This is a genomic window from Acinetobacter higginsii (genome assembly GCF_000369525.1).
GTDB classification, from domain to species: domain Bacteria; phylum Pseudomonadota; class Gammaproteobacteria; order Pseudomonadales; family Moraxellaceae; genus Acinetobacter; species Acinetobacter higginsii.
The window spans coordinates 313,911-340,685 of the sequence record NZ_KB850071.1 but is presented as its reverse complement, the minus strand read 5'-3'; the positions used below and the strand labels follow the sequence as shown (position 1 = coordinate 340,685).

The following is a 26,775-nucleotide window of genomic DNA, read 5'->3' as shown; positions in this document are numbered from 1 at the left end:
GCTGAATGGACTGAAATTCAGGCACGAAAAAGCCTTCTAATTCTACGTAGCTTTTAGATCAGTCGAATAAGCAAAAGTTTATGCGTGTTGCTAAGGCAACAAGGGGATTGGAAATCGTTTTAGGGAAAATAATAAAGATAGAAAGTGCTGAGTCATGGCGACTACTCCTTTTGTATGAAAGAGAGTCTTACCAAATTACTGTCAAATAATGGTGGCAAGACTGGGCGGGTTGACAGACTGATACAAAAGGAAATCAGCGCACGCAAGCGTGCCCCTCCCAGTCTCACCGTAAAGATGTGACTTAAGAGAACGCACAAAACCATCACAGCGTTGTTGTGCGCCTTTTGTAAACGGTCTGTCAAAACCGACTGACGATGTAGGTCAGCAGTTGAATGATAAAATTAAGGGTGGGTTTAGTCAATCAAGCAATATTGGAAAAACAAGTAAAATCAAAGATGGAAGCATATGAAAAAAAGTTTTTGGTAAAATTCTAAGATGGGTATGGATCTATATTAAATCATTTTAATTGCTATAGAATTGGTCCTCATACTTTATGATCATTAAAATGTATATATTTACGTAACGGGGAAAAAATGAAGGGTGAAGCAAAACAATTTCTGAAATTTATTGATGGTTCGGATAAAAGATTTATCATTCCTGTTTACCAGCGTAATTATAGTTGGCAGAACAAACATTGTGCTCAGTTACTTAATGATTTAAAAGGGTTAATTAAAAAGCCTGATGTCCCTCATTTTTTTGGTAGTATTGTTTCAAGCCATATGCAAGGCGGCAAAAGAGAAGATTTTTTAATTATTGATGGGCAACAACGGTTAACGACCATATCAATTTTGTTGATTGCTATTGTGGATTTATTGAAGCATAAAAAAGTTATTCCTAAAGATGATCGTTTAATTGAGAAAATCACCAAAAAACATTTAGTAGATGAGTATCAAGAAGATCAGCGGAAAATAAGATTGAAGCCAATCAAGGATGACTGTAAAGCTTTCGATGCCTTGTTTGGTGATGAATCTGATTTTGTTGACGGTTCTAATGTAACGTCAAATTTTAGATATTTTAGAGACAGAATACTAAATGAAAATATCGACATTGATGATTTGTATGATGCCATTTCACGACTACAAACAATTGATATTTTTTTAGAAAAGGATGATGACCCCCAGCTTATATTTGAAAGCTTGAACTCAACGGGACTTGAACTTGAGGAAGGCGATAAAATCCGAAATTTTATTTTAATGGGGCTTTCTTCTGAATTACAAGAAAAATATTATGAAGCTTTTTGGAACAAAATTGAGAAAAATACTCATTTTAAGGTGAGTGATTTTTTCAAAGATTACTTAACCTTAAAATTAAATCGCACAGTCGTTATTAAAGATATCTATTTTACTTTCAAAGATTATGTGAAAAAAAATAATGATGATATTGAAGCTTTATTACAAGATTTACTGGAGTATTCAAAGCTTTATGCAATCATTTTGAATCCGATGCAATATCAAAACAGTTTTACCGCTGTGTTGGTACGGCTGAGTCAGTTAGAGTTTACCGTTATATTTCCAGTCGTATTGGCAATTCTAAAACGTTGGAATGAAAAAAATCTTACTGATCAAGAGGTCACTGAACTTTTAAGAGTAACGGAAATATTTTTATTTAGACGTTTGATTGTTGGTTTAGCCACTAATGCTTTGTCTAAAATTTTTGCAACTTTAGATAAAGATGTGACTAAGAAAGCACAATCTAGCCAATTGGCATCCTATGCTGAAATTTATAAATATGTGCTGTTAAATAAAGAGGAATCAAGTCGTTTTCCTAATGATGAGGAATTTGAGCAAGCTCTTTTTAGCCGTAACATTTATGCCATGAGTTCGAAAAATAAAGCATATTTATTTAGTTTTCTAGAAAATGAGGAAAGCAAAGAACAAATTAATGTAATTGAAAGAATTAAAGATGGAACATACACCATAGAGCATATCATGCCCCAAACGCTTTCTCCTGTTTGGCAAAAAGAATTGGGTGAAAAATCACAACAGGTTCACGAGCAATGGTTGCATACTCTGCCAAATTTGACATTAACTGGTTATAACAGCAAATATAGTAATCGACCTTTTAAAGATAAATTAGACGTTGAAAATGGATTTAAAGACAGTAATTTGCGTTTGAATCAATATGTAAGAGAATGTCTAAAATGGACGGAAGATGAGCTGGTTGAAAGACAAAGCCGCCTATCAAAGAAATCGCTTAAATTATGGTATTATCCAACAACAAGTTATGCTCCACCTGTAGAGGAAACGAATGAATATTTACTGGAAGATGACTTTGATTTTACAGGATACACTTTAGTATCTTATACCTTGTATGATGTTGAATCTAAAGTACAATCATGGAAAGAAATGCAGATAGATGTCGTAAAATATTTATTAGAACAACACACAACGAAAATTATGAGTTTATGTGCTGATCAAAAGTTTTATGATCTTTCCTTGCTTGAAACGACAAATAATTTTACTGAAATCAGTAGGTCGGTTTTCTTATACACAAATTGTTCAACGAGAACCAAAATAAATATTCTTAAAAAAATATTTGAGCAGTGTGATGTTGAGCAATCTGAATTAAGTTTTTTAATAAAAAAGGATAATAATGTTTAAAATTTTGAATGATTCCAAATAATTTCAGATACATAACATCCTAATGAGAATCATGAAGCTCTTTTGAGATCACATGAAAATATGAAAACAAAGCCTGCCTTCGAGCAGGCTTTTTTGTGCCCAAAATTTAAGGAGTCGAGCCATGAGCTTGAGCTGTCCCTTTTGTCATTCAACAAATGTAATGTTGGTTGAAGTAAGTACGCAACAATCAAATATACCCTTAAACAATTTGGTCACACCGACCACATTGGGTGCATTGGGAACCACAGTCGCAAAGTCTTTCAATCTACCGCCGATTGTTGGTGGAATCGCAGGAACAGTACTCGGTAGTGTGTTGAATTCATTTACCGAACAAAGCGCACCAACACAGCAGAATTTGTGCTTTTGCCACAACTGCTACCAAAAGTTTCCAAGCCATCTGTTGCAGTAAATGCATCAAAGCTAGATAGCTCTTCATTTATACATATTCAACTTTCAGTTTCATTTAAAAGGAATATCATTATGGCACATCAACTTGAACAAATAGCCTATGTCGGAGAAACCCCATGGCATGGACTCGGAAATCAGCTGACTCAAAACCAACCCATCGAAGTCTGGGCACAACAAGCAGGTATGGATTGGCGTATCGAATCCTCTAATGTCAGTTATATGGCACAGAATGAACGAGGGCAAAGTATCATCATGCCCTATGAAGAACAACGAGTGCTTTATCGTTCTGATACTCATGCGCCACTATCAGTCGTTAGCCAACGCTTTCAGGAAGTTCAACCGAGAGAGATTTTAGAATTCTATCGTGACTTGACTGAACAATCAGGCTTTGAGCTTGAAACCGCAGGCGTGCTTAAAGGTGGTAAGAAATTCTGGGCACTGGCTCGGACAGGGCAAACATCCATATTAAAGGGCAAAGATGTCAGTAATGGCTATATGCTTTTAGCAACCGCATGTGATGGAACCCTTGCCACCACCGCACAATTTACCTCGATCCGTGTGGTCTGTAACAACACTTTATCCATTGCCTTAAAAGGACAGAACAGCAGTGCCGGTGTGGTCAAAGTTCCACACAGTACTAAATTTGATGCAGATAAGGTCAAACAGCAACTCGGTATTTCAGTACGTGCATGGGATGAACACATGTATGAAATGAAGCAACTGACACAACGTAAAGTGAGTCAGATGGAAGCCTCTGCTTACTTTGATGCAGTATTCAATAACAGCACCATGAACAACGTATTAGATCAGGAGGACAACATCATTCAGTTCTACCGTGATGTTTCAACTCAGGCAGCACATGCAAATACCAAGGAAAAAGCTGAACCTAATGCCAAGGCGATGACAAAAGCAATGGACATGTTTAATGGTCAGGGACGTGGTGCAGAGTTGAGTTCTGCTAAAGGAACAGCCTATGGATTACTGTGTTCAATTACAGAATTTATTGATCATGAACGACGTGCCATGAGTACAGATCATCGACTCGATTCAGCTTGGTTTGGTGCAGGAGCAGCGATCAAGCAACGAGGATTGGAGCAGGCTCTTAACATGCTTGCATAGTGCGAAATATACATTTTTCAATCATGGAAAGTTAGACCTTACTATGCATTTTTAAATGGAATTTAGAATTTTAAAAATTATTAAAACCATAGCTTCGGCTGTGGTTTTTTTATGCCCATTTTTTGTGATCCCCATCATTTTACATAGCAAAATAATTAGGACTTCAATATGAATACCGCAATATTAAACCCATCCATTCAACAAGCCAGCAAACCCTTTAATGCCCCAAAACTGTTTACAGCAAAACGCTTGGTCAATACTAAAAATATGACTCAATCTGACTGGCTTGAAGTCCGTCGCCAAGGTATAGGCAGTAGTGATTGTGCAGCAGCCTGTGGATTGAATCCCTATATGTCGATGCTTGAACTATGGATGATCAAGACAGGGCGAGTCAAACAATCCATTGAAGATGAAAGTTCAGGTCATGCCCCTTTATATTGGGGCAAGCAACTAGAGCCATTGGTGGCTGAGTACTACAGCATGCATACCAATAACAAGGTACGCAGAATCAATGCAGTGCTTCAGCATCCAGATCCTGATAAGCATTTTATGCTTGCCAATCTGGATTACTCCGTTGTGGGTAGTGATGAAGTTCAAATTCTGGAATGCAAAACAGCAGGAGAGTACGGCGCAAAACTTTGGCGAGAGGGTGTGCCTTTATATGTCTTGTGTCAGGTACAACATCAATTGGCAGTGACAGGCAAACGAGCAGCACATGTTTGTGTGCTGATTTGTGGTCATGAAACCAAAATCTTCAAAGTGACGCGCTCCGAATCCGTGATCAAACATATCATCAATGCGGAACGTTACTTCTGGGATTGTGTGGAAAAAGATATACCACCTGATGCAGATGCCAGTGAGTCGGCAGCCAAAGCCATACAGCAGCTTTATCCACAACATATTCCGTTGACTGTTGAAGACTTGAGTCATAACGAACAAGCTAATCAATTGTTTGCTCAACTTATTCAAGAAAAGCATCACATTGAGCTGCATCAAAATAACTTTGATGAAACTAAGCATCAAATCCAGATGTTGATGAAGGATGCTGAACGAGCAACCTTTGCCACTGGTTCAGTGACGTGGAAGAAATCCAAAGACTCAATCGGTTTAGACAGCAAAGCCTTACTCAAACTTCACCCAGAAATGCTTGAGCAGTTTCCGCAAAACAAAGCAGGGACACGACGTTTTCAGATCTATACCGATGACTGAATCCATCACATCAATATTTCCAGTCTTCAAAAAAGCGCAAAAAACCACCCCGATCCACCGACTCCCGAAGGAGCGGTGGACTAATAATGGCGGTCTTTGCATTTCATCTGATCTTTAAACGGTTTTGTATTTGCTTACATAACAAAGGGTCAGCAGTAAAATTTTATTTATAGGACAAACAACATGATAAAAGGTTTAGCGATTACACCGCCAATACTCGGCAGAATTAGTATCGGTAAAGTGGTCGAAAAGAACGGTAAGCGTCTGCCTGAAAAGGATGACCAATTTACTATTACCAGCCAAATCCAAAATAAAGATGGTTGGGTGAAACATCCACTTGATGAACAGCTCAGAGCCAAAGCACCGAATCAAAAACTACGCTCTATTCCTGTACGGATGATCTTTAATGATCCTGAACTTAATCTACGAGCAGAATACACCTTATTTGACCGCCAGACAGGACGACCTATATGCATTGGTAATGGTGAAACTTGTCAGCGACTGACTAATCAAGGGGTAGAACAACATCCATGTCCATCACCTGACTTATGTCCTTTGGCACAAGGAGGAAACTGTAAGCCTTATGGACGTTTACATGTCAATTTAGACGAAGCAGATGAACTTGGCACATTTATTTTCAGAACCACTGGCTTTAATAGCATTCGTACTTTGGCAGCGAGACTAAGTTATTACCATGCTGCTTCTAATGGCTTACTTTCGTGTTTGCCGCTGCAATTGACGCTTCGAGGCAAGTCCACCACACAAAGCTATCGTACGCCTGTGTACTATGTGGATTTAACATTGAAAGATGGGGTTAATCTGCAACAAGCTATTCAAATGGCGCAAGAGATTGACCAGCAAAGTAAACAAGCAGGTTTTAATCAAACGGCGTTAGATCAGACTGCAAGGCAGGGTTTTGCCAATGCCAAGTTTGAGGTGCATGCAGAGGAGGGGATGGAATTGCTGGAGGAGTTTTATTCACACAGTGACAGTGTTGTAGATACGGAGCATTCAGCGCAATTGGGCTATGTGCAGGGGATTCAACAAGGTCTGAAGCAGAGTGTGCAAGCAGTGAACTAGATTATATCGGGCAGTCTGAGACGCAGTAAAATTTTATTGGACTGTCCTATTATCTGAGCGAATACCCGATCGCATCAATGATCAGGAGTAAATATCATGAATGCGATCACAGGACAAACTTTTCAGATGAATCAAATTATCAACATTAAAGAAGTTCTCTAATTTACGAGTATTAGTCGAGCTAAGATATATGAAATGATCAATGAAAAATCAAAATACTATGATTCAACTTTTCCTCGACCAGTACGTTTAAGTGAATCACGTGTAGGTTGGTCAGCTTATGAGATCCATCAATGGATTAAAATAACTTGGCGAGTCGTGAATAGATGGGGGCTTCGGCTCCCTTATTTTTTTGATTTCATTACCAATTTTCAGTAATCCCTGCAAGCTAAAATAGTTGCGTGTTAAACAAGTGCAGTTTATTGACCATTTTCATTTCGGTAAGTAATAGCTGCCAACCCATTAGTTTAGTTTTCTATATTTTGACTGTACTGTTTTCAAAGTCTGCAAGAGATTTCCATTATTTTCATGCTAGCTATTGGTCATGAAAAAGACCGTACCATTTTGGATGAAATTGCTCACCGATCTTTTGATACGCCAAGTAAAGTCATTGCAGGAATTCGTAATCTGATTGTAGAACGTGTTAATGAAGCTAGTACGGCTTTACAAACAATCAAACTGTTATCGCAGCACCAATTGACTGTTTATCAGAGTCAGAATGACCAGAACCTTACAACCATCAAAACCATGGTACAAAACCAAATCAATGAGTTTCAACGTAATGTTGATCATCTAAAAAGTGACACCCAATATTTAGCACAACAGCAAATTAAAGAGGGTTCTCAGCGAATAGAATCACTGATGCGAGAAACTTTGCTACAGAATCCACGAAATATCATGGCTAAAGGTTATGCCATTGTTCGTAGCCAAGGGAAAGCCACCCGTTCAATTCAAAAGATAATTGACCCACAACTACAGATTGAATTACAAGATGGCATCATTCATGCCACAGTGAAAGAGGTAACAGCAAATGAACAATGAAGAATTAAGTTTTAAGCAGGGTTATGAGATTCTGAAGAAAAATGCAGAAATACTGGAGTCACAGGAAGAGCCAGATATTGATAACCTGATGGCAATCGTTGAGGAATCAATGACGGCCTATAAGGCATGCAAGTCTCGTATTGATGCTGTTCAACAGGCACTGAATGATACTTTTAAAGAGTAAATGGGACTGTAAGTAGGGTTCTTAAATTTTATCTACTAATATTGATTCAAAGATGCTTAATATCAGAAAGCATAGATGCTCAGTTGACCGTAATATTTTAAATCTTCGTGTAATAAATCTGGTTTAAGAAAGAAAGTTGTTATGAAAACAATAGATTACTACAACATACATTCAGATCAATTTGCAAAATCTACTTTTAATGTGGATATGGAAAGTTTGTATCATCCATTTTTAGCACACCTGCCAAGCACAGCAAGAATATTGGATTTAGGCTGTGGATCAGGGAGAGATAGCCTTGCTTTTAAAAAGAAGGGTTATGAGGTTGACGCGTGGGACTACTCTGAAGAACTTGTAAAAAAAGCGCATGAGTTAACTGGTATTAATGTACGACACCAAAGTTTTTATGATCTGGACGACGTTGAGCGTTATAACGGTATTTGGGCTTGTGCGTCATTGCTGCACTGTGAGCGAGATCGATTGGCTGAAGTACTTCAAAAAATTCTTTGTGCGCTAAAGCCAAATGGCGTGATTTATATGTCATTCAAATATGGAGATTCAGATCGAGATAAAGATGGGCGGAAATTTACAGATTTAGATGAGAATCAAGCAGATGCTTTGCTCGAGCAGTTTGATAACGTACAGCAGATCAAACAGTGGGTTACGCTAGATCAGAGACCTGATCGACAAGAAAAATGGCTTAATCTTCTTTGGAAAAAATATGTCTGATTTTATTCCCACTGCACAAGAACAACTTAAATTTTTAAAAAATATTCAACTAATTCTGCAGTCAGGTAGTTTTAGCAGTACTTATAAATTTGCACTGTTGATCAGCCTTAGCCGATCAGCAATCGAGAAAGGTGAGGACACTGGGAAATCCTTAACACTTGAGTATACGGATATTGCTGAAAAATTTATTGAGCTGTATTGGAAGCAGGCCGTACCTTATACTTTTGATGATGAAGGGCAACTTATCCTAAATCAAAACAATGGCAAACAAGCTGCCATTGTGAATCACATCATACAGCTTCGGCAAAGCTACTCTTCTCTGGGATTATTAAGACGAGATTCATTGGTATGGTTGAAACTTGTTAAAGATGTGGCACGCACGGTAAAAGACATGCCTGTTCGCTATTTGCAAAACATCAATGGTCAAAATTTTGAGTTTTTATATCAGCTTAATCAGTGCGGAAAGCGACTCATTCTTTTGCCTCAAGTCATGTATTGCTTAAGACAATTCAGCGAGATCATTGAAGAACTTTGTCAAAAACGTTGGATTGATTACATCCGTAAAAACAGTAGTAATGCACCGATTTTGAATCAATTACCAAATCTTGAACAATTCATGTTTGAGCCGAGTCGGAACCAGTTAAATGCGGTATCAACTGTATTGGTAGAGCTACAAGACTGTAAATGTTTTTACTGTAATAAGCCGATGAGAAAAGGCAATTATGCAGTCGATCATTTCATTCCATGGTCTATGTACCCATCAGATACAGGGCATAACTTTGTATTGGCTGATTCAAACTGTAATTCTAAGAAAAGTAATCTACTCGCATCTGATGAGTTTTTGCATAAATGGCAAGAACGTAACGAAGAACAGGATTTGATTATTGTGGATCGGATTTCTGTTCTTGGCTTTTTAACTGATAAGGAGCGTTCACATAAGGTGGCTGAGTGGGCATATGCTCAGGGGAAAGAAAATAATTATTTTTTGTGGAACGGATAAAAGTCTAAGAGTGCGAAATTAGAATTTATGGTAAAATTAATTGTTTGTCCTAACTAGATAAATTTATTTTTATCAGCGTGATAGTTTGAAATCATAGCCATATTTGCAAGAGTAAAATCTGAATGGAAAATACAATCCATACTTTACAAAATATTTTTAAAATTTCAATTTTTAGTATTCCTCAATATCAGCGTGCCTACGCTTGGGAAAAAGATAAGCAACTCCCAACGTATTTAGATGATTTAAGGCAACAAGCTTTCGCGACGGATCGAAATCAAGACAAAAGTTATTTTCTTGGTACTTTATTGCTTCACCAAGTTGATCCTCTTAACAACGATAAAAATATTCATGTTGTGGATGGGCAGCAACGTTTAACGACTTCAGTTATATTTATTGCGGCAGCTTTAAATTTTTTGGAAAAAAATAAAGAAAAGATCGATGATCCAACGATAAAACTTAAATCGTTATATAGAAATTTTATATTCGATGATGATGAGGAAGTACATAAATTCAATACTATTCAGGAAGATAATGCTTTCTTTAGATCAGCGATTTTGCAAACTACAAAGGGTAATACGACTGAAGCATCACCTTCCTCAAGGCGAGTTAACTAAGTACGCTTTAAAAGAAGATGAAATTTACTATTGGACGATTGATTCGATTAAGAATCGTCAAAAAAATCTTATAACCTTTATTAAAAAGACTTGGAATCCTGAAACATATTATCAGTCGGTAGAAAGTATTAAGGAAGACGAGTCACAAGGTATGGTTACAGAGCCTGAAAGTGTATGAAATTATACCTATTGTGATTAATGATTTTCTTATTAAGGCCATGTAGGTGGCCTTAATAATATATTTAAGTATAAAAATTAGTGTGTTACTTGAAAGAAGAGGGGGGGAGATGTCGAATATCAATAAGGCTCAACAAGAAGCTCTAAATACCTTAGATGGGCCAGTACTTATTATTGCTGGTCCAGGTTCAGGTAAGACTTTCACGTTAGTAGAAAGAATCGTAAAGTTAATTCAAGTCAAAGGTGTGCAGCCTGAGTCAATTTTGGTCGTAACCTTTACTGAGAAGGCTGCAAGAGAGTTAACGACACGTATTTCAAATAGGTTGCTTGAACTAAAGATAGACTTAAATTTGAATGAAATGTATCTGGGGACGTTTCATTCTATTTGTCTTAGAATTTTAGAAGAGAATCAGCAATATACACGTTTAAAGCGTAGTTTTACTTTGTATGATCAGTTTGATCAGCAGTTCCTTCTGTATAAAAAAATGAAAGAATTTGCAGAGATTGAAAACTTTCATTTGTTAATCAAAGTAGAACAGTCGCGTTGGAATCAGGCCAGTGAACTTTTGGCTTTACTCAATAAGGTTACAGAAGAAGCTCTGACTCCAGAGGATTTGAAGAAAGCTCAAGATATAGAGGTATCTATATTAGGTGAATGTTTAGAAAGATATCACCAGCTCTTAGAAGAAAACAACGCTCTCGATTTTTCGACGATTCAATACGAAACATTAAAGTTATTAGAGAACCAGCCAACAGTCGTGTCGGAGTTACAGCAAAAACTTAAGTACTTGATGGTGGATGAATATCAAGATACCAATACTATCCAAGAACGTATTTTAAAGTTATTGATGGGCGAGGCTCAAAACCTATGTGTGGTCGGTGATGATGACCAAGGTCTATATCGTTTCCGTGGTGCAACAATTCGGAATATTTTAGAGTTTCCGAAGAACTTTGATGAACATAAATGTAAGCAGATTCAACTCACAACGAACTACCGTTCTCATCCTGATATTGTGAACTTCTTCGGCCAATGGATGCAAAGGTTAGAATGGGGATCAGGTGCTAATCGTTTCCGTTATGATAAAAATATTCGTGCTAGAGAAGACGAGTTTCCTGATGTTCTGTCGGTGATTAAAGTCGAAGCGGAAGGCCGTGAAGAGTGGTATGAGGAAAACTATCAGTTTCTTTTGTCTTTGAAGAAGGATGGATTGACGGATTGGAATCAAGTTGCTTTTTTATTTAGATCTGTGCAAAGCGATCGAGCAGTTGGCCTCGCTAACCACTTAGAAGAAAAAGGCATACCTGTATATTCTCCACGTTCAAATCAATTTTTTGATCGTGAAGAGATCAAGTTACTCATTGGTTTATTTATTTTTTTATTCCCGCAGTATTTCAATATCCGTAAATGGAATGAAAATCTTAAGCTTGCCATTTGGGACTATTATGATCAGCAATGTATTCCTTTGATAAAAGAAGAATTACAAAAGCCTGAAAATCAGGATTTGTTAAAGTGGGCACAGGAGCGTGCCCGAACACATTATCAACTTGTTGAAAATACAGATTATGCTTTTACAGCCTTGTTTTATCAGGCTTTACAATTTCCTTTATTTAGCAAATATTTTTCAGATGAAGCTTTAAGTGGTTTGGATAAAGGTCGTGCTGCTCGGAACTTATCTAAATTCTCGTCTCTTTTAGCAAAGTTTGAGCATCTTCATTATGTCACCGTCATTTCTCGTGAATTTGTGGACAAGAATTTAACTGATCTATTTAACCAATATTTTAGATTCTTAAAAGATGGTGGTATAGGTGAATATGAGGATGACTCTGAATATGCACCAAGTGGTTGTGTATCATTCCTGACGATTCACCAATCAAAAGGATTGGAATATCCAGTCGTTGTCACTTGTAGTTTAGAAGGCGTTCCAAGAAAAAGTCATACGGCACTTGATGAAGTTTTAGAAAACAATTATTTCAGTAAGCCCCCCTATGAGCCATTTGAGTTGATCAAAAACTTTGATTTTTGGCGTTTGTATTACACGGCGTTTTCTCGTGCTCAGAATTTACTGGTACTTTCAGCAGAAGTTAAAAAGGGTGCTGGTAGTTCACCTTCGAAGTACTTTAGATCTGTTGTTGATGGTTTGGTGAGTTGGAAACATCCCGAATTAGATTTATCGAAGATCGAATTTGCTCAAGTGAAAGAAATGAACTTAAAGCGTGAATATGCTTTTACCTCACACATTCTTTTGTTTGAAGCATGCCCTGAGCAATATCGATTCTTTAAAGAGCTAGAGTTCCATCCTGTTCGAGCGGGTGCTCAGATCTTTGGTACGCTCGTGCATCAAACGATTGAAGATATTCATAAGGCTGTGTTGCGTAATGAAGGTCATTTGATTAGTCATGAGCAAATACAGAATTGGCTGAATACGAATTATATTTATTTGTCTAAAAAGGAACGACAGTTCTTGGCGCCGAATACCTTAAAGGCGATTGAAAGACATGTTGTAAATTACTACGATCGTGAAAAGAGACAGCTTGATCGTTTGCAAGAAGCTGAAGTTGAAATTTCATTGGTGAAAGATCAGTACATTTTAAAAGGAAGTATTGATTTGATCCGTGGAGAAAATGGTACGGTAGAAATTATTGACTTTAAGTCAGAACGTAAACCTGATTTAGAGAAAGAAAAAACGAGATTTGAAACGTACCAACGCCAGCTTCAGTTATATGCGCATTTGTTAGAGGAAAAGACAGGGCAGACTGTGAGTCGAATGCATCTTTACTATACGGGTGAAACAGAAGGTTCACCTTATGTGAGTTTTGATAAGAGAGATGATCAGATCGAGCAGACAGTGAAACAGTTTGATCAAGTTGTGTCTCGTATTGAGGCGAAAGATTATGGCATGAGTTGCAGACCTGATAAGCTGTGCCCCAACTGTGACATGCGTTTTTACTGCGATCGTAAAAATTGGAATTTTGTGAAGGAAAGTCTTTAAATGACGACTGAAAATAACACTTTAGATTTGCCTGAAGAAAACCCTCAAGAGGGTGTATTTAAGTTCGAGCCAATTAAAGGCTATCCGATGTTGAACTGGAAAGGAAAGCGTCCTTTTACTTCCACTCGTTATTACCCAGCACAGTTAAAAGAACAACATGGTGAAGCGGTCAATGGTTGGCTCAATAAGATTTTTTGGGGTGATAACCTACAGGTTATGTCACATTTGTTACGTGAATTCCGTGGCAAAGTAGACTTGATTTATATTGACCCACCTTTTGATTCTAAAGCTGATTATAAGAAAAAAGTGAGTTTAAGAGCAGGTTCGGTAGAAAATGATCAGACTGCTTTTGAAGAGAAACAATATACTGATATTTGGGCAAATGATGACTATTTACAGTTTATTTTTGAACGTATTTGTTTATTACGAGAATTGTTGAGTAACAAAGGTGTTTTATTTGTTCATTGTGATTGGCGGAAAAATTTTCATATTCGAGCAATTTTAGAGGAAGTTTTTGGTAGTCAAAATTATAGAAATGAGATTATTTGGGTGCGGTCTACAAATCCTAAAGGTTCGCAGTATGTGAGTTCAAAATTTGATGTATTTACCGATACAATCCACTTCGTAACTAAAACAGACGAGTATAATTTTAATATTGATGATATCAAGGTGCCTTTAACTCCTGAGGAAATAGAAGAAAAATATTATAGAACCGATGAAAGAGGACGTTATTATGATGGACCAATTGAACGTTCAATTTCTATGGGGGCTCGACCAAACTCGGTTTACGAATATAAAGGTTATACACCAAGTATTGCAGGGTGGAGGCTTACAAAAGAAAAATTGATCGATTTGGATTCGAAGGGGAACCTTGGATGGACATCTAATAATAAACCTTTTAGAAAGCTAAGACCTGAAGATGATAAAGGTAAACCAATTGGTAATTTTTGGAATGATATTTCATTGTTAAATTCGCAATCTGCTGAACGTGTAGGATATCCAACACAAAAACCAGAGAAATTATTAGAACGTATAATTAGGGCGTGTACAAATCCTAACGATTTAATTTTCGATTGTTTTATGGGTTCAGGGACAACACAAGCAGTTGCTATGAAGCTCGGTCGTAAGTTTATTGGTGCTGATATTAACTTAGGAGCAATTCAAACTACGACTAAGCGTTTGATCAAAGTTGCTGAAGAACTGGGTAATACTCAACCCGAGTTAGGTGATGAACAAGTACTCTATTCTGGATTTGAAGTTTATAACGTTAACCACTACGATGTGTTTCGTAATCCTGTTCAAGCAAAAGAGTTGCTCATTCAAGCTTTAGATATTCAGCCAATCCCTAACAGTGTATATGACGGTGAAAAAGATGGCCGAATGGTCAAACTGATGCCAGTCAATCATATTGCCACTAGGCAAGATGTGAATGAATTAATTCACGGCGTAGATTACAAAGCCTTTGAAAAACGTAAAGAAGAAAAGCCAAATCAGCCTGTCGAAAAAATTACGATATTCTGTATGGGGCATGAACCTGACTTAGCTGCATTTGTTCAGCAGTCAATCGGCTATAAACTTGATATCGAAGTTGTCGATATTTTACGTGATCGTTCAGACCTTCAGTTTAAACGTGACTCCGAAGCTTTGTTTAAAGTTGAAGGGGGTAACCTGGTTGTAGATAAGTTCTATCCAATGAACTTGCTTCAAAAACTGTCACAAACAAAAGAGTCTGTGTCTGATTGGCGTGAAATGGTTGAAAGTATCATGATCGACTGGAATTATGATGGTGCGGTATTCCAACCAACACTAACTGATATTCCTGCGCAAAATGAGCTTGTACAAGGCCAGTATGCAATTCCTGAAGATGCAGGAACGATCCGTATCAAGATCACTGATTTGTTATCAGAGTCATTAGAACGTGATTTGACAGAAGAGGAGTTAGCGAATGGATAAAAAACCTAACTCTTCATCAGCCTTAGACTTTGCCTTCTTTAATTACTTATGGGCATTTTACGAAACCAATAAAGGTACTATCCGTAAAAGCTACAAAGAATTGAGTAAAAAGTTTTTAGATTATAACGATCCTAAAAATCGTCCTGATGCTTTCTTACGTCGGCCACAGTTCGAGGCTTTGGAAACCTATATCTTTTTGAAAGAGTTTTTAGGAAATTCAAAAGTAGAGCAGATTTTTGAAGATTGGTTTGAGTCAAAAAATCAATTTGAAGGTCGAAAGGCTACAGGCTTTATTAATGATGATTCATTACAAGGCAGTTTGTCATTTGATGATGTCCTTGAAGTAAAAAACTATCAAGTCGTTTTGAAAAAGATGAAGGATAACAGTCGAAGTTATCCGAACTATATTTTTGCATTGACCATGGGTACAGGTAAAACCTTACTCATGGCAACATGTATTTTTTATGAGTTTTTATTGGCAAATAAGTTTCCCAAAGATAAACGCTTCTGCCAAAACGCACTGATTTTTGCACCTGATAAAACAGTTTTGCAGTCTTTGCGTGAGATTGAATCATTTGATATTTCCAAGGTGGTTCCAAATGAGTACGTGGGTATTTTTGATGCAAACTTGAAGTTTCATTTCCTTGATGAAGCTGGCACATCGCTCAGTACCATGGATGGATCTAAGTTCAACTTGATCGTATCGAATACTCAAAAAATTATTCTCAAGCGTCAGCATGCTGAAAAGTCCGCTGCTCAAAAACTGTTTGAAAATGATCAGCCTGATTTTGGTGAATTGACAGATCTGCTTGGTGATTTAGGTTTACCTGCCAATGATGATGATTTAAAGACAAACCAACGTTTTGAGAAGTTATCACGTTTGCCTCAACTTGGTATTTTTGTAGATGAGGCACATCACTCTTTTGGTGATGCATTAAAGAAAAATCAGTTAGGAAATAACAACTCTAAAACTGATAAAAGCCTACGTAGAACGATTGATGAATTGTCTAAAAATTTAGAAGAAGCAGATACACATGTTGTTGCTTGTTTTAACTATACAGGTACACCTTATGTAGGAAAGGATGTATTACCTGAAGTTGTCTATGCGTTTAATTTAAAGAGTGCGATTCAAGAGCGCTATTTAAAAACGCCTGAAGTAAACTCGTATACGACTACACGTACAGAAGAGTTCGTGAAGATTGCGGTAAAAGATTTCTTGGATGCTACACAAGGCCTTAAACCTGAAGGACTATTACCAAAATTAGCTTTTTTTGCTTCGACTGTAGAAGAGCTTACTGAGGAGCTAAAACCTGAGTTAGAACGTCAGTTAGCTGACCATGGCATTTCAGCTGATAGAATCTTGGTGAACGTTGGTGATACATCCCATACAAGTTCTGATGATATTAGAAACTTCAATAATTTGGACGTGGTTGGAACAGAGGGATCTGAAAAGCAGTTTATTCTGTTAGTAAATAAAGGCCGTGAGGGGTGGAACTGCCGTTCATTATTCGGTGTTGCAATGTACCGTTCACCGAAATCAAAAGTATTTGTTTTACAGGCAACTATGCGCTGTTTACGTTCAATCGGTAAACAACAATATACGGGTTCAATTTATCTAAGCAAAGAAAACTACGATATTTTGGATACAGAGCTTCAAGCGAATTTCAGGATGACAGCTTCTGAGTTTTCGGATCAAGGCCCTAAACCTAAAAATATGCTAAATGTTCAAGTGAGGGAAGATGTAAAGATCAAACTTAAACATGTTAAGCAAACGATCAAGCTTAAAGAAAAAGAGTTTGTGAAAGGAACAGTGCTTGATCTCGATCCGACAAATGAAGAAGCTTGGCATGAACTTACGAGTAAATATTTAATCATTCAAACTACGACGACAAATCTACAGGCTAATGACTTTAATACAGCTCAATATACAAAGTCGAAAGATCGTACGAGTGAAAAAGAAAAGGTTGAATATACAAGTTTAAGTTTAGTTGCTGAGATATCTCGATATTTAAATCTAAGTCCAATCAAAATTGAGCGAATGCTTGATCAAACCAAAGAGGGCATAGAAAGTATTTTATTCTGTGTAAATCAGTTCAATGAGCTTTTGTACGATGTTGTGATCCCTCGATTATTTACAGCATTGTATGAACAAGAAATTGAATCAGAAACGATAGAGAAAGAAGTACAGCTGATCATTCCACCAGCGATAGGTGAATTATCTTTCTATGAAATTGCAGAAGGTAAAGGTGGAACTTCAACTTATGCAGATACACAAGAAACTTATAGAGAAAAGAGCTTTAATTTAGATACTTATACATTTGACTCAAATCCTGAATATGCTTTGTTTTGGGATTTATTGAAAGATGATGACGTTGAAAAAATCTACTTTACGGGTATGTTTACGGATAAATCTAAAACTGAATTTTACTTCCAGTACATTGATCCTGACTCATATGCATTGAGAAATTATTACCCTGATTTCTTAGTTCAATTGAAAAATGGTCAGTACATAATTGTCGAAGTGAAGGGTGATCATCAATATGATGATCCGATTGTTTTAGCTAAAGCCAAGGCTGCTGAAGAGTATGCAAGCCATAGTCAGATTGAATATAAAATGATTAAAGGTACTGATGCTAATGCACATATTTATCAGCAGTTACTTGGGCGAAAAGTATTGCCGAATAATGTGAGTTTAATTTAATTAAGTGATAAGTATCATTGTTTTATCATTATGCTTATTCTTTAAGGTGTTTGAATATGAGTCAATTGCCATATAACACGGGCCCTGCACAACCAACGCCTGAGCAACGTCTCTTTTTAATGAATGAAGATGATTGGGAGTTATTTATTGAGCAATGTGCTGTGCAATTAAAAAATGATAATAATTATAAACATGTGCATAGGTTGGGTGGTGCAGGTGATAAAGGCCGAGATGTATGTGGCCTTACTCTAGAAAAGCCTGAAGCAGGTACATGGGATTTATATCAGGCTAAACATTATGGGGATAGTTTGAGCCCTAGTAACTTTGGGGGAGAATTAGCAAAATTTATTTGGTGTGTTTTTACGGGTGAATATACAACTCCTAGATCTTATTTTATTTGTGCTTTAAAAGTAGGACCGAAACTATACGATTACGTAATGAAGCCTGCTGATTTAAAAGAATGGATTCTAGCAACATGGAAAAAGGGAGAGTTCAGTTACCCATTTTCTGATGAGCTAGAAAATTTTATCAATGTTTTTGATTTTGAAATAATTAAAATCAAACCTTCCAATGAGCTTTTGGAAATACATGCGAGATCGCCAAATCATTGGAGTTTATTCGGTGTATTAGGGCCTCGAGAACAAAACCCTGAAGTCCCAACGGCATATGAAAAGGAAGAAGAGATATATTTGAAGGAATTGCTAAAAGTATATAAAGAAGTTGGTGGAAGTTTATTAGAATTAACGACGTTATCAAAACCGCTTAATAAACATTTAATGATGCAACGTAGACTATTTTACTCTGCGGAAGGTCTGAATCGTTTTAGCCGTGACAAGTTACCAGGTGCTTTTGAAGAGTTATTGGAACAGGTTGAATTAGGTGTTGGTAATGAGCTTTTGTATCCACATGAATCAGGCTTTAAAAAAGTACATAGTGTCTTAAACGTAGCTTCAACACTACAAGTAACGTCAAATCCATTACATGCAAGGCTTCAAGCAGGTGACTTACAAGGTTCTTGTCATCATTTGGTTAATCAAGAAAAAATTCAATGGATTGACGATGAGTGATATTTTTAATACTTCCTTAGAATTAGGGGTGCGAATGGTTTATCTCTTAGGAGCTCTATATCCTAGGGGGGCAGATATCCATAAATTAGCATATCTTGACTATGCTGTAATTTATTCTTCAGATTTTGGTGGTCCTTCAAGTTTACATACATTAGTGCCTTTTCGGGGTGGGGAATTTTCGAACAAGAAAGATGCTTTAGAAAGTGGTATATTTTTAATGTTAAATCGCTCTCTGATCGATGTTGTTATTGATGATTATGGGGTTAATTATTATATAGGAGATAATGGACCTAGTATTATTTCGGTAATGAACAATGGATATTCAAAAAAATTAATTAAGAGATGCGAATGGGTTGCTAACAAATTTGGTAGCTATAGCGAAGATGAATTGCGAAATATTTTTTTTAATGAAAGTATAGTTGTTGGTTCTGATGAATCAAATTTAAATTACTTAGGTGAATAGTTAAATGAAGTTTTTTATAAAATCTTTGATAGTTATTGGAAATAATAAAAAACCAGCTATATTAAATTTTGATAAAAAATCTCATTTAATTTTTGGCCCAACTGATACTGGAAAATCATATATCGTTGAGTGTATTAGGTTTTGCTTAGGAGATGAAAAAATCCCTAAGGATGTAGGTTTTAGTGAAGGATACAGTTTAGCTATTCTACAAATTGAATCGAATAATGGAAAAGAATTTACAATTTTTAAAAGTTTAGCTAATGGTCAAGAAAGTATACATGAAGGAATATATTCAGATATCCGAGTAGACTTAGATCAAAAACTTGATCTTAAAGTAGATGATTTTTTGATAACTGAGAATAATATTCAAGAAAACAAAATATTAGTTAAATTGGGAACTTTAGGTCGTGTTACAGCAAATGACTTAAGGCGCATTAGTATATTTGATGAGATTCAGACTCTCGATAATATTAATTTTGAAGGTAAAGACTCCAATACAAAGGTTAGAAATAGATCTGCTTTATCTTTTTTTTTAACAGGTTCTGATGATTCACAGATGCCTTTAGCTATTTCAACGGATGCTAGAAACCAAGCTAAAGGACAAGTGTCATCATTACAGGAACAGATACAGATACTTAATGATGAAATTCCAAAAGATATAAGTAAGGAAGATGTTGAAGATAATCTTGATAAGATCTCTTTGCAAATAGATGAAATTAATAAATTTTTGTCATGTGACTATCAAGCATTAAGAGAATTAAAAAGTGAGTTTTCTTCATTTGAGCGAGAAATAAACGAAACTAATCCGAAAGTAATAAGTCTAATAGAAGCTAAAGAGCAATTTTCTATACTTGATCAGAAGTATTTGAATGATATTAGTAGACTGGAGATGACAAATATATCTGCCTCAATCGTAGCTAATTTACCGAATAGATCCTGTCCAATTTGTTTAACTACGTTAGATCACCAAAAAAGGCATCATATTTCAGAAGTAGATTTTGCTAAAATAAGAAATGGTGCTGCCGTAGAAATTCAAAAAATAAATCGATTACGAGATGGTTTAAGGTACGCTATAGAAGATATAGATTCTGAAATTTCCGAACTTTCTCTAAAATTGGATAGTTTAAATTATAATTTGGAGAGCAATAAAATCCAGCAAAAAAACTTACTAGAAGCAGATGGTGTAAGTATTAAAGATAATCTAAATGAACTTACTGAGAGAAAAGCTGAGTTATCGATTTATTTGAATAATTTTAAAATTATTGAAAGGTTACAAATACAATTAGAGAAAGAAATACCAAAATCTAAGCGTATGACTCAGAAAATAGAAAGAAATATTGCTAAATCGGCAACAGATCTATCAGTAAGAATCAAAGAATTATTAGAAAAATGGAAAGTTCCTGATGTTCGAACGATTGACTTTGATGATAAATGTATTGATATAAAGGTTAATCAAAGAGCTAGGGTTTCGTATGGAAAAGGAAAACGGGGTATATTCTTAACTGCTTATATGGTTGCGTTAATGGAACTTAATATTGAGAAGAATTTACCTCATCTAGGATTTGTTATTATAGATTCTCCAGTCGTTACTTATAAAGATCCTAAACATTCAAAAAAAGAGTTACATGAAAATGATGTGAATTTAGATGGAGAGTTGTTACCAGAAGGTGTTAAAGATAGTTTTTATGGGTGGTTAGCGACACGAAAACATATTGGACAGGTTATAGTCTTAGAGAATGAAGAGCCAAATGAACAACAGAAAAATCAATTAAGTTATACGGAATTTTTTGGACCAAGTGCTGGTGATGGCGAAAGGGTGGGTTTTTTCCCTGTGAATTAATGGCTAAGTTGTATTAGGATGGAGAGTATATGAAGTTAATTCATATCATTGATACAGATCAAAATATGTGGATCGATGTTGATGTATTCTTCCAACAATCCGAGATGGAGCTTACTCAATGGCGTACCCAAGTAAGGGAACGATTTAAACGAGATAAAACTAACCCTCATTTCACTTGTGCTTGGTGTCAATCACCTGTAACACTTGCTAGACGTACAGATCACATGCAGATCAACACTTCGGCAACATTCTTTTTTAAACATATTCCTGAGTTAGAAAATAACCCAAACTTCAAGTGTCCTGTAAAGCATATTAAACAGCTATCAGAGCAAGAAAAAACTGCTTTAAAGTATCAGATTGCAAAAGAAACTCAACAACATAAATTGCTAAAAGAGAATATATATAAGAGCCTTCAGGCAGATGAGGCTTTTAGTGATATTCATATTGAGCAAGTTCGTAAAAGCATTGACTTAAAGCAATGGCGTAGACCAGATGTATCGTCATTATATAAAAAGCAATTAGTTGTTTTTGAAGGACAACTTTCTACAACTTTTTTGAATGTTATTATTGATCGAAAAATTTTCTATCAAGATAACAATGCTTGCTTACTATGGATTTTTAATCATTTTGAGCCAACAGAAAAAGCGAAGAAGCAGTCAATGCAAGATATTTACTACAATAATAATGCGAATGCATTTGTAGTGAATGATTCTACAGTCGCTCAATCAATTAAAACAAAAGCTTTCACTTTAGAGTGTCATTATTTAAAGCCTGAAATTAAGAATAATCAAATTATTAATAAATGGAATACTGAGTTCATCGAATTTCAAAATTTAGTCCATAACGAATCTACAAAGCAGATATATTTTTTTGATTATGAAGCTGAATATCGAAAGTTAAAGCAAAAATTAGGCTTACAACATAGTTATTTACAAGAGAGTAAGAATCAAAAAGATAAATTAAAAGTTCAAAAGTATATTGAATCACTGAAGCAGATTGATCTAGACACCCAAGCCCCATCAAAAACTAAATCGGAACTATTAGTTGAATTTACTGAACTATGGCGAAAAACTCATTACCTTACCGACAGTCAATTTAACTATAAGTGGTTCTCTATTCGTAAAGAGCTTGAACTAATGGGAATTAGTACTCCCAAATACCTTTTGCATGCACCCTATAAAACAGTGGTCAACTCAATTTTAAGTGCAAAATTTGGTTATGTTGTAGGTAATAATATTAACGATATGGTGAGTGTAGCTCATAACTTGATGTTAAGCATTTCCTCCTTACTCTAAAAGTAACTGGAAAGCCTAATTTGTTGAATAATAGAGATATTTCTGGTAAGTGGCAAAGGCGTTATGAAGCATATAAGCAACAGTCTGAGAATGCTAAAATTTATCAACATGATTTAAATCAATTGATTGAGTTTTTAGTGCCTGAATTTCATGGACAATTGATTGCTTGGGGTGAAAGCTGTAAATCTCATTCGCAATAAACTTATCAGAGTAAATGTATTATGGAATACCAACCACCTTATACCATTACTTCCAAAATCATTCATCTGAATGATTGCACAGTGCTAGGAAGAATATCAGATATTTGAAAGTTTTAGATGGTATTTATAAATGCTTGAATAAATTATAAATATGATATTGTTGAACAAATTAATTTTTGGTTTCTAAAAAATGACAAAGACGAGTTGTACGAATATATTGGGGCATAATTATGTCCTATATAGGCGAAAAGCAAAACAAGATCTTGAAAAAACATGAGCATTTAAATCTAGCTCCTTCATATAGAGGAATCTATAAATGCTCATACTGTGGTAAAGAAATAACATCCCTTTCGTATATAAATCCTAAGTTCTAATATTAATTCTATTACTTTGGTAAGAGCGTGGCTTTCGATCTAAGCTCTTTTATGTTTAGGAAAAGGCACAGTTTTATTACGTAAACTATCAATAAAATCAGACCACTCTTGCATCATCTTAACTCGATACTCTAAGTGTTGAGCATGATTATAAGCCTGTGAAACAGCATTACCAACCCGATGTGCTAATTGAATTTCAATCGCATCATGCATATAACCTTGCTCATGTAAGGTGGTAGATGCAAGCCCACGGAAACCATGTCCAGTCATTTTACCGTTATAGCCCATTGTGCGGATCACACACAAAATTGCATTACTACTCATAGGTTTGGCTGTGCTGTGATTATAAAAAACATAGGGCTTTCTTCCTGTGAGTGGTAATAAGCTTTCTAGTAGTTCAATTGCTTGCGTAGATAATGGAACGAGATGAGGCAAAGCCATTTTCATTTTTTCGGCTGGTATACGCCATATCTTGTTCTCAAAATCGATTTCACTCCATTCCATCATTCTGAGTTCAGTAGTCCGTACAAAAGTGAGAGTCATCAACTGAAGTGCAGTTTTGATCACTGGATTCCCATGGTAACGATCCATGCGTTCAAGAAAAGGAGGGAACTCCGAAATATCCAATCGAGCCATATGCTTCACTTTACGAGGCTTTAAGGCTTCGTGAAGGTGAGGTGTTGGATCATTCTCAATCAATCCTTTACGAATCGCAAAACGGAAAATGCGTCCAGTCAAAGGAATAGAGCGTTTTGCCATTTCTTGTGCGCCACGTGCTTCAATTTTTTTAGCACATGCGAGTACATCTTTCCCTTTGATTAGATCAATAGGCATGTTACCCAATGCAGGAAATATGTCTTTTTCAAAAACCGATAAATCACGTAGATAAGTTGCTTCTTTAATAACAGCTTTACGATCTTCCATCCACTCTATCGCAAGAACTTTAAATAGCTTACTTTCATCATTTTGCTGAAGGCGATCATTTTTTATGGCATTAGGGTCAATATTTTTATAAAGCTGTATACGAGCTTCGTCACGGGTGCGACGAGCTTGAGCTAATGAGATTTCAGGATAGCTCCCAATGGTTAAAGTACTTTCACGACCATTGAAGCGATACTTCAATCGCCAGAACCTTCCACCTGAAGGCGTGACCTCAAGGTATAGTCCTTTTTCATCGGCATAACGCTTTTTCTTTTCAAGCGGCTTTATTTTTCTAACGTGTGCATCTGTCAGCATTTTTAGCTATTTCTTTGGGATTTGGGGGACGATCTATAGTATAACCAAATCATCCCCCACTTGTCCCCCATGATGTTTCAGGAGTACAAGGATAGCCAAGGATTTAAAAGAACATTAAAAAAGGCTTAAATCATTGTAATTTAAGCCTTTCAGGTATGTTTCGGTTTTTTTAAAACAGAATCTTGGCGGTGAGAGAGGGATTCGAACCCTCGATACGCGCAAACGTATACACACTTTCCAGGCGTGCTCCTTCAGCCACTCGGACACCTCACCAAGGTGTGCGATAGTACCCAAAAAAATGCATGCTGCCAAGTTGTAGTCGAACAGATTTGCAGAAAAACTTTTTGGCTAGTGATAATATTGCGCCATATAACGTTCAATTTTGAAGACAACATCATATGCAAAGTACTGCAAAAAAAGCCGCATTGCCCGCGATGACGCTGGCAGCATTAGGGGTGGTATTTGGAGACATTGGAACCAGTCCACTCTATGCAATACGGCAATGCTTTGTCACAGGACATGTTGATATCAGTGAAGGTTCGATTTTAGGTATTCTTTCGCTGATCTTCTGGTGTATGAACCTAACGATTAGTTTTAAGTACGTCTCAATGATCATGCGTGCGGACAACAATGGTGAAGGCGGGATCATGTCACTGCTTGCACTGAATTTGCGCTCCTCCGTTTTTAGTAATAAAAATAAAATCTTTCTGATTGCATTGGGCTTTATCGGCGCATCACTGTTTTTTGGTGACGGGATCATTACCCCGGCAATTTCAGTACTGTCTGCGATTGAAGGTTTAAGTCTGGTGACGCCTGCTTTAGATCGTTGGTTGGTGCCGATTGCTTTGGGTATCCTCACGGCATTATTTATGGTGCAGCGGCATGGTACCGCCACCATGGGGAAATTCTTTGGCCCGATTACACTGCTATGGTTTGCGTCCATTGGCCTAATTGGACTGTGGAGCATTATCCAGACCCCGTATGTCTTGATGATGGTCAATCCGTATTGGGCATTCCATTTTGTCTTTGATCAGCCGACAGTTGCCTTTATCACCATGGGTGCAGTGATTCTGACCATGACCGGTGGTGAGGCGTTGTATGCGGACATGGGACATTTTGGGCGTGTGCCGATTAAATTGGCGTGGTTCTTGGTGGTACTGCCTTGTTTGCTTTTGAACTATGCAGGTCAAGGTGCATTGCTATTACGCGACGCTAAAGCCATTGAAAACCCATTCTATTTATTGGTTCCAGATTGGGCTTTATTCCCAATGATTGGCTTGGCAACAGCCGCAGCCGTGATTGCCTCTCAAGCAGTAATCACAGGTGTTTTTTCGATGGCGAACCAAGCCATTCAATTACGCTACTTACCGCGCTTAACCGTGCATCATACTTCGGATGTGGAACAAGGGCAGATCTATTTACCCTTCATTAACTGGGTGTTGTTTATCTCGGTGGTGATCCTGATTTTACTATTTGAAAGCAGTGCAGAATTGGCGAGTGCTTATGGTGTAGCGGTGACCATGACCATGCTCTGCGGTACGATTTTGATCTCGACCTTAGCCTATGGCGTATGGCGTTGGCCGTTATGGAAAGTGGCCTTATTTGCGGTGCCGTTCCTGATTATTGATTTAATTTTTGTGGGTTCAACCTCATTAAAAATCCTCTCAGGCGGTTGGGTGCCGATCTTGATTGGTGTGGTGGTATATACCATTTTGATGACTTGGAAACGTGGTCGCGAAATTGTCTATAACCGTATGGAAACCAATGCTTTACCAATTGAATTGTTTATCAAAAGTATTGGCATGAGCAAAGAAACCCATTTCGTACCAGGCGAAGCGATTTTCTTAACTGGAACACCGAATATTGTGCCGCATGCAATGCTGCATAATATTAAGCACAACAAGGTGCTGCATGAGCGTAATGTGATGGTCACGGTATATACCCAAGATATTCCATATGTGGCAGATGAAGATCGCCTAAAAGTTGAAAAATTGGATGAGCATTTTTATCGTATCTATATGTACTACGGATTTAAAGATCAGCCGAATGTACCGAATGCATTAGAGCAAGCTTATAAGGAGCTTGGTTTTGAATTCGATATGATGCAAATGAGTTTCTTTATTTCACGTGATCGTATTGTGCATACCGTGGGGGATGGCATGTCGCCGTGGCGTGAAAAGCTGTTTATTTCAATGCAGCGCAACACCAGCCCTGTCAGTGACTTCTACCAGATTCCAACCAACCGTGTGGTGGAGTTGGGTAGTCAGATCGAAATTTAAGAAAACTGTATAAAAAAGGCACCTGAGCGTGCCTTTTTTATTGTCTGTAGATCAAGTGTACAGATTTGCGACATAAAGTGTCGCTCTGGGCTGAAACTCAATATACACAGGACTTTTGAGTTGTTAAGCTGCGCGTTC

At 36.8% G+C, this 26,775-nt stretch carries 17 protein-coding genes, 1 tRNA gene and 3 pseudogenes; 19 read left to right on the top strand and 2 right to left on the bottom strand.

All coding sequences use genetic code 11. The features are described 5' to 3' along the window. Positions 1 to 593: 593 nt before the first annotated feature. The 18 genes and pseudogenes from F902_RS04785 (at position 594) to F902_RS04705 (ending at position 22,748) form a co-directional block, all read left to right on the top strand. Entirely contained in the window at positions 594 to 2,660 is a 2,067-nt protein-coding gene (locus F902_RS04785; RefSeq protein ID WP_005201480.1) for a DUF262 domain-containing protein, read from the top strand. Between the two features lie 142 nt (positions 2,661 to 2,802). Beyond that, positions 2,803 to 3,090: a hypothetical protein gene (locus F902_RS04780; protein ID WP_005201479.1), complete on the top strand. Its 288-nt coding sequence runs from the start codon at positions 2,803 to 2,805 to the stop codon at positions 3,088 to 3,090. A gap of 71 nt (positions 3,091 to 3,161) precedes the next feature. Next, a complete protein-coding gene (locus F902_RS04775; protein WP_005201478.1) occupies positions 3,162 to 4,208 on the top strand; it encodes a DUF932 domain-containing protein in 1,047 nt (348 codons plus the stop codon). 168 nt (positions 4,209 to 4,376) lie between these two features. Next, on the top strand, positions 4,377 to 5,417 hold the full coding sequence (locus F902_RS04770) for a YqaJ viral recombinase family nuclease (RefSeq protein WP_005201476.1): 1,041 nt from the start codon (positions 4,377 to 4,379) through the stop codon (positions 5,415 to 5,417). Between the two features lie 183 nt (positions 5,418 to 5,600). Then, the gene (locus tag F902_RS04765; protein WP_005201474.1) at positions 5,601 to 6,497 is read left to right on the top strand and encodes a recombination directionality factor; all 897 of its coding nucleotides are present in this window, start codon (positions 5,601 to 5,603) and stop codon (positions 6,495 to 6,497) included. Positions 6,498 to 6,593: 96 nt separating this feature from the next. Then, positions 6,594 to 6,875 (top strand): annotated as a pseudogene (locus F902_RS22010) (helix-turn-helix transcriptional regulator). A gap of 153 nt (positions 6,876 to 7,028) precedes the next feature. Then, positions 7,029 to 7,538 (top strand): annotated as a pseudogene (locus F902_RS04760) (exodeoxyribonuclease VII large subunit); the annotation flags it as partial. Next, positions 7,528 to 7,722: an exodeoxyribonuclease VII small subunit gene (xseB, locus tag F902_RS04755; protein ID WP_005201469.1), complete on the top strand. Its 195-nt coding sequence runs from the start codon at positions 7,528 to 7,530 to the stop codon at positions 7,720 to 7,722. The pseudogene F902_RS04760 and the gene xseB, both read left to right, overlap by 11 nt. 141 nt (positions 7,723 to 7,863) lie before the next feature. Then, positions 7,864 to 8,448, top strand: a complete 585-nt coding sequence (locus F902_RS04750; RefSeq protein WP_005201468.1) for a class I SAM-dependent methyltransferase — start codon at positions 7,864 to 7,866, stop codon at positions 8,446 to 8,448. Then, on the top strand, positions 8,441 to 9,448 hold the full coding sequence (locus F902_RS04745; RefSeq protein ID WP_005201465.1) for an HNH endonuclease domain-containing protein: 1,008 nt from the start codon (positions 8,441 to 8,443) through the stop codon (positions 9,446 to 9,448). The genes F902_RS04750 and F902_RS04745 overlap by 8 nt, the downstream gene beginning before the upstream one ends. 122 nt (positions 9,449 to 9,570) lie before the next feature. After that, the gene (locus F902_RS04740; RefSeq protein ID WP_005201463.1) at positions 9,571 to 10,062 is read left to right on the top strand and encodes a DUF262 domain-containing protein; all 492 of its coding nucleotides are present in this window, start codon (positions 9,571 to 9,573) and stop codon (positions 10,060 to 10,062) included. 287 nt (positions 10,063 to 10,349) lie between these two features. Continuing rightward, entirely contained in the window at positions 10,350 to 13,229 is a 2,880-nt protein-coding gene (locus F902_RS04735) for an ATP-dependent helicase (RefSeq protein ID WP_005201461.1), read from the top strand. Then, positions 13,230 to 15,182 (top strand): site-specific DNA-methyltransferase, encoded by a 1,953-nt coding sequence (locus F902_RS04730; RefSeq protein ID WP_005201460.1) that lies wholly within the window; start codon positions 13,230 to 13,232, stop codon positions 15,180 to 15,182. Then, positions 15,175 to 17,883, top strand: coding sequence for a TnsA endonuclease N-terminal domain-containing protein (locus F902_RS04725; RefSeq protein ID WP_005201457.1), 2,709 nt, complete (start codon positions 15,175 to 15,177; stop codon positions 17,881 to 17,883). The genes F902_RS04730 and F902_RS04725 overlap by 8 nt, the downstream gene beginning before the upstream one ends. A gap of 56 nt (positions 17,884 to 17,939) precedes the next feature. Next, positions 17,940 to 18,950: an ABC-three component system protein gene (locus F902_RS04720; RefSeq protein ID WP_005201456.1), complete on the top strand. Its 1,011-nt coding sequence runs from the start codon at positions 17,940 to 17,942 to the stop codon at positions 18,948 to 18,950. After that, positions 18,943 to 19,413: an ABC-three component system middle component 2 gene (locus F902_RS04715; protein ID WP_005201454.1), complete on the top strand. Its 471-nt coding sequence runs from the start codon at positions 18,943 to 18,945 to the stop codon at positions 19,411 to 19,413. Before F902_RS04720 ends, F902_RS04715 begins: the two co-directional genes overlap by 8 nt. Positions 19,414 to 19,417: 4 nt before the next feature. Further along, entirely contained in the window at positions 19,418 to 21,253 is a 1,836-nt protein-coding gene (locus F902_RS04710) for an ATP-binding protein (protein WP_005201452.1), read from the top strand. A gap of 29 nt (positions 21,254 to 21,282) precedes the next feature. After that, a pseudogene (locus F902_RS04705) lies at positions 21,283 to 22,748 on the top strand (DUF6035 family protein). Between the two features lie 413 nt (positions 22,749 to 23,161). Here F902_RS04705 and F902_RS04695 read toward each other — a convergent pair. Both F902_RS04695 and F902_RS04690 read right to left on the bottom strand, forming a co-directional pair. Further along, positions 23,162 to 24,358, bottom strand: a complete 1,197-nt coding sequence (locus F902_RS04695; protein ID WP_005201447.1) for a tyrosine-type recombinase/integrase — start codon at positions 24,356 to 24,358, stop codon at positions 23,162 to 23,164. 183 nt (positions 24,359 to 24,541) lie between these two features. Beyond that, positions 24,542 to 24,631: transfer RNA gene (locus F902_RS04690), tRNA-Ser, on the bottom strand. 125 nt (positions 24,632 to 24,756) lie between these two features. On the opposite strand from F902_RS04690, the gene F902_RS04685 reads away from it, so the two are divergent. Continuing rightward, positions 24,757 to 26,637, top strand: coding sequence for a potassium transporter Kup (locus F902_RS04685; protein WP_005201444.1), 1,881 nt, complete (start codon positions 24,757 to 24,759; stop codon positions 26,635 to 26,637). The last annotated feature ends 138 nt before the right edge of the window (positions 26,638 to 26,775 follow it).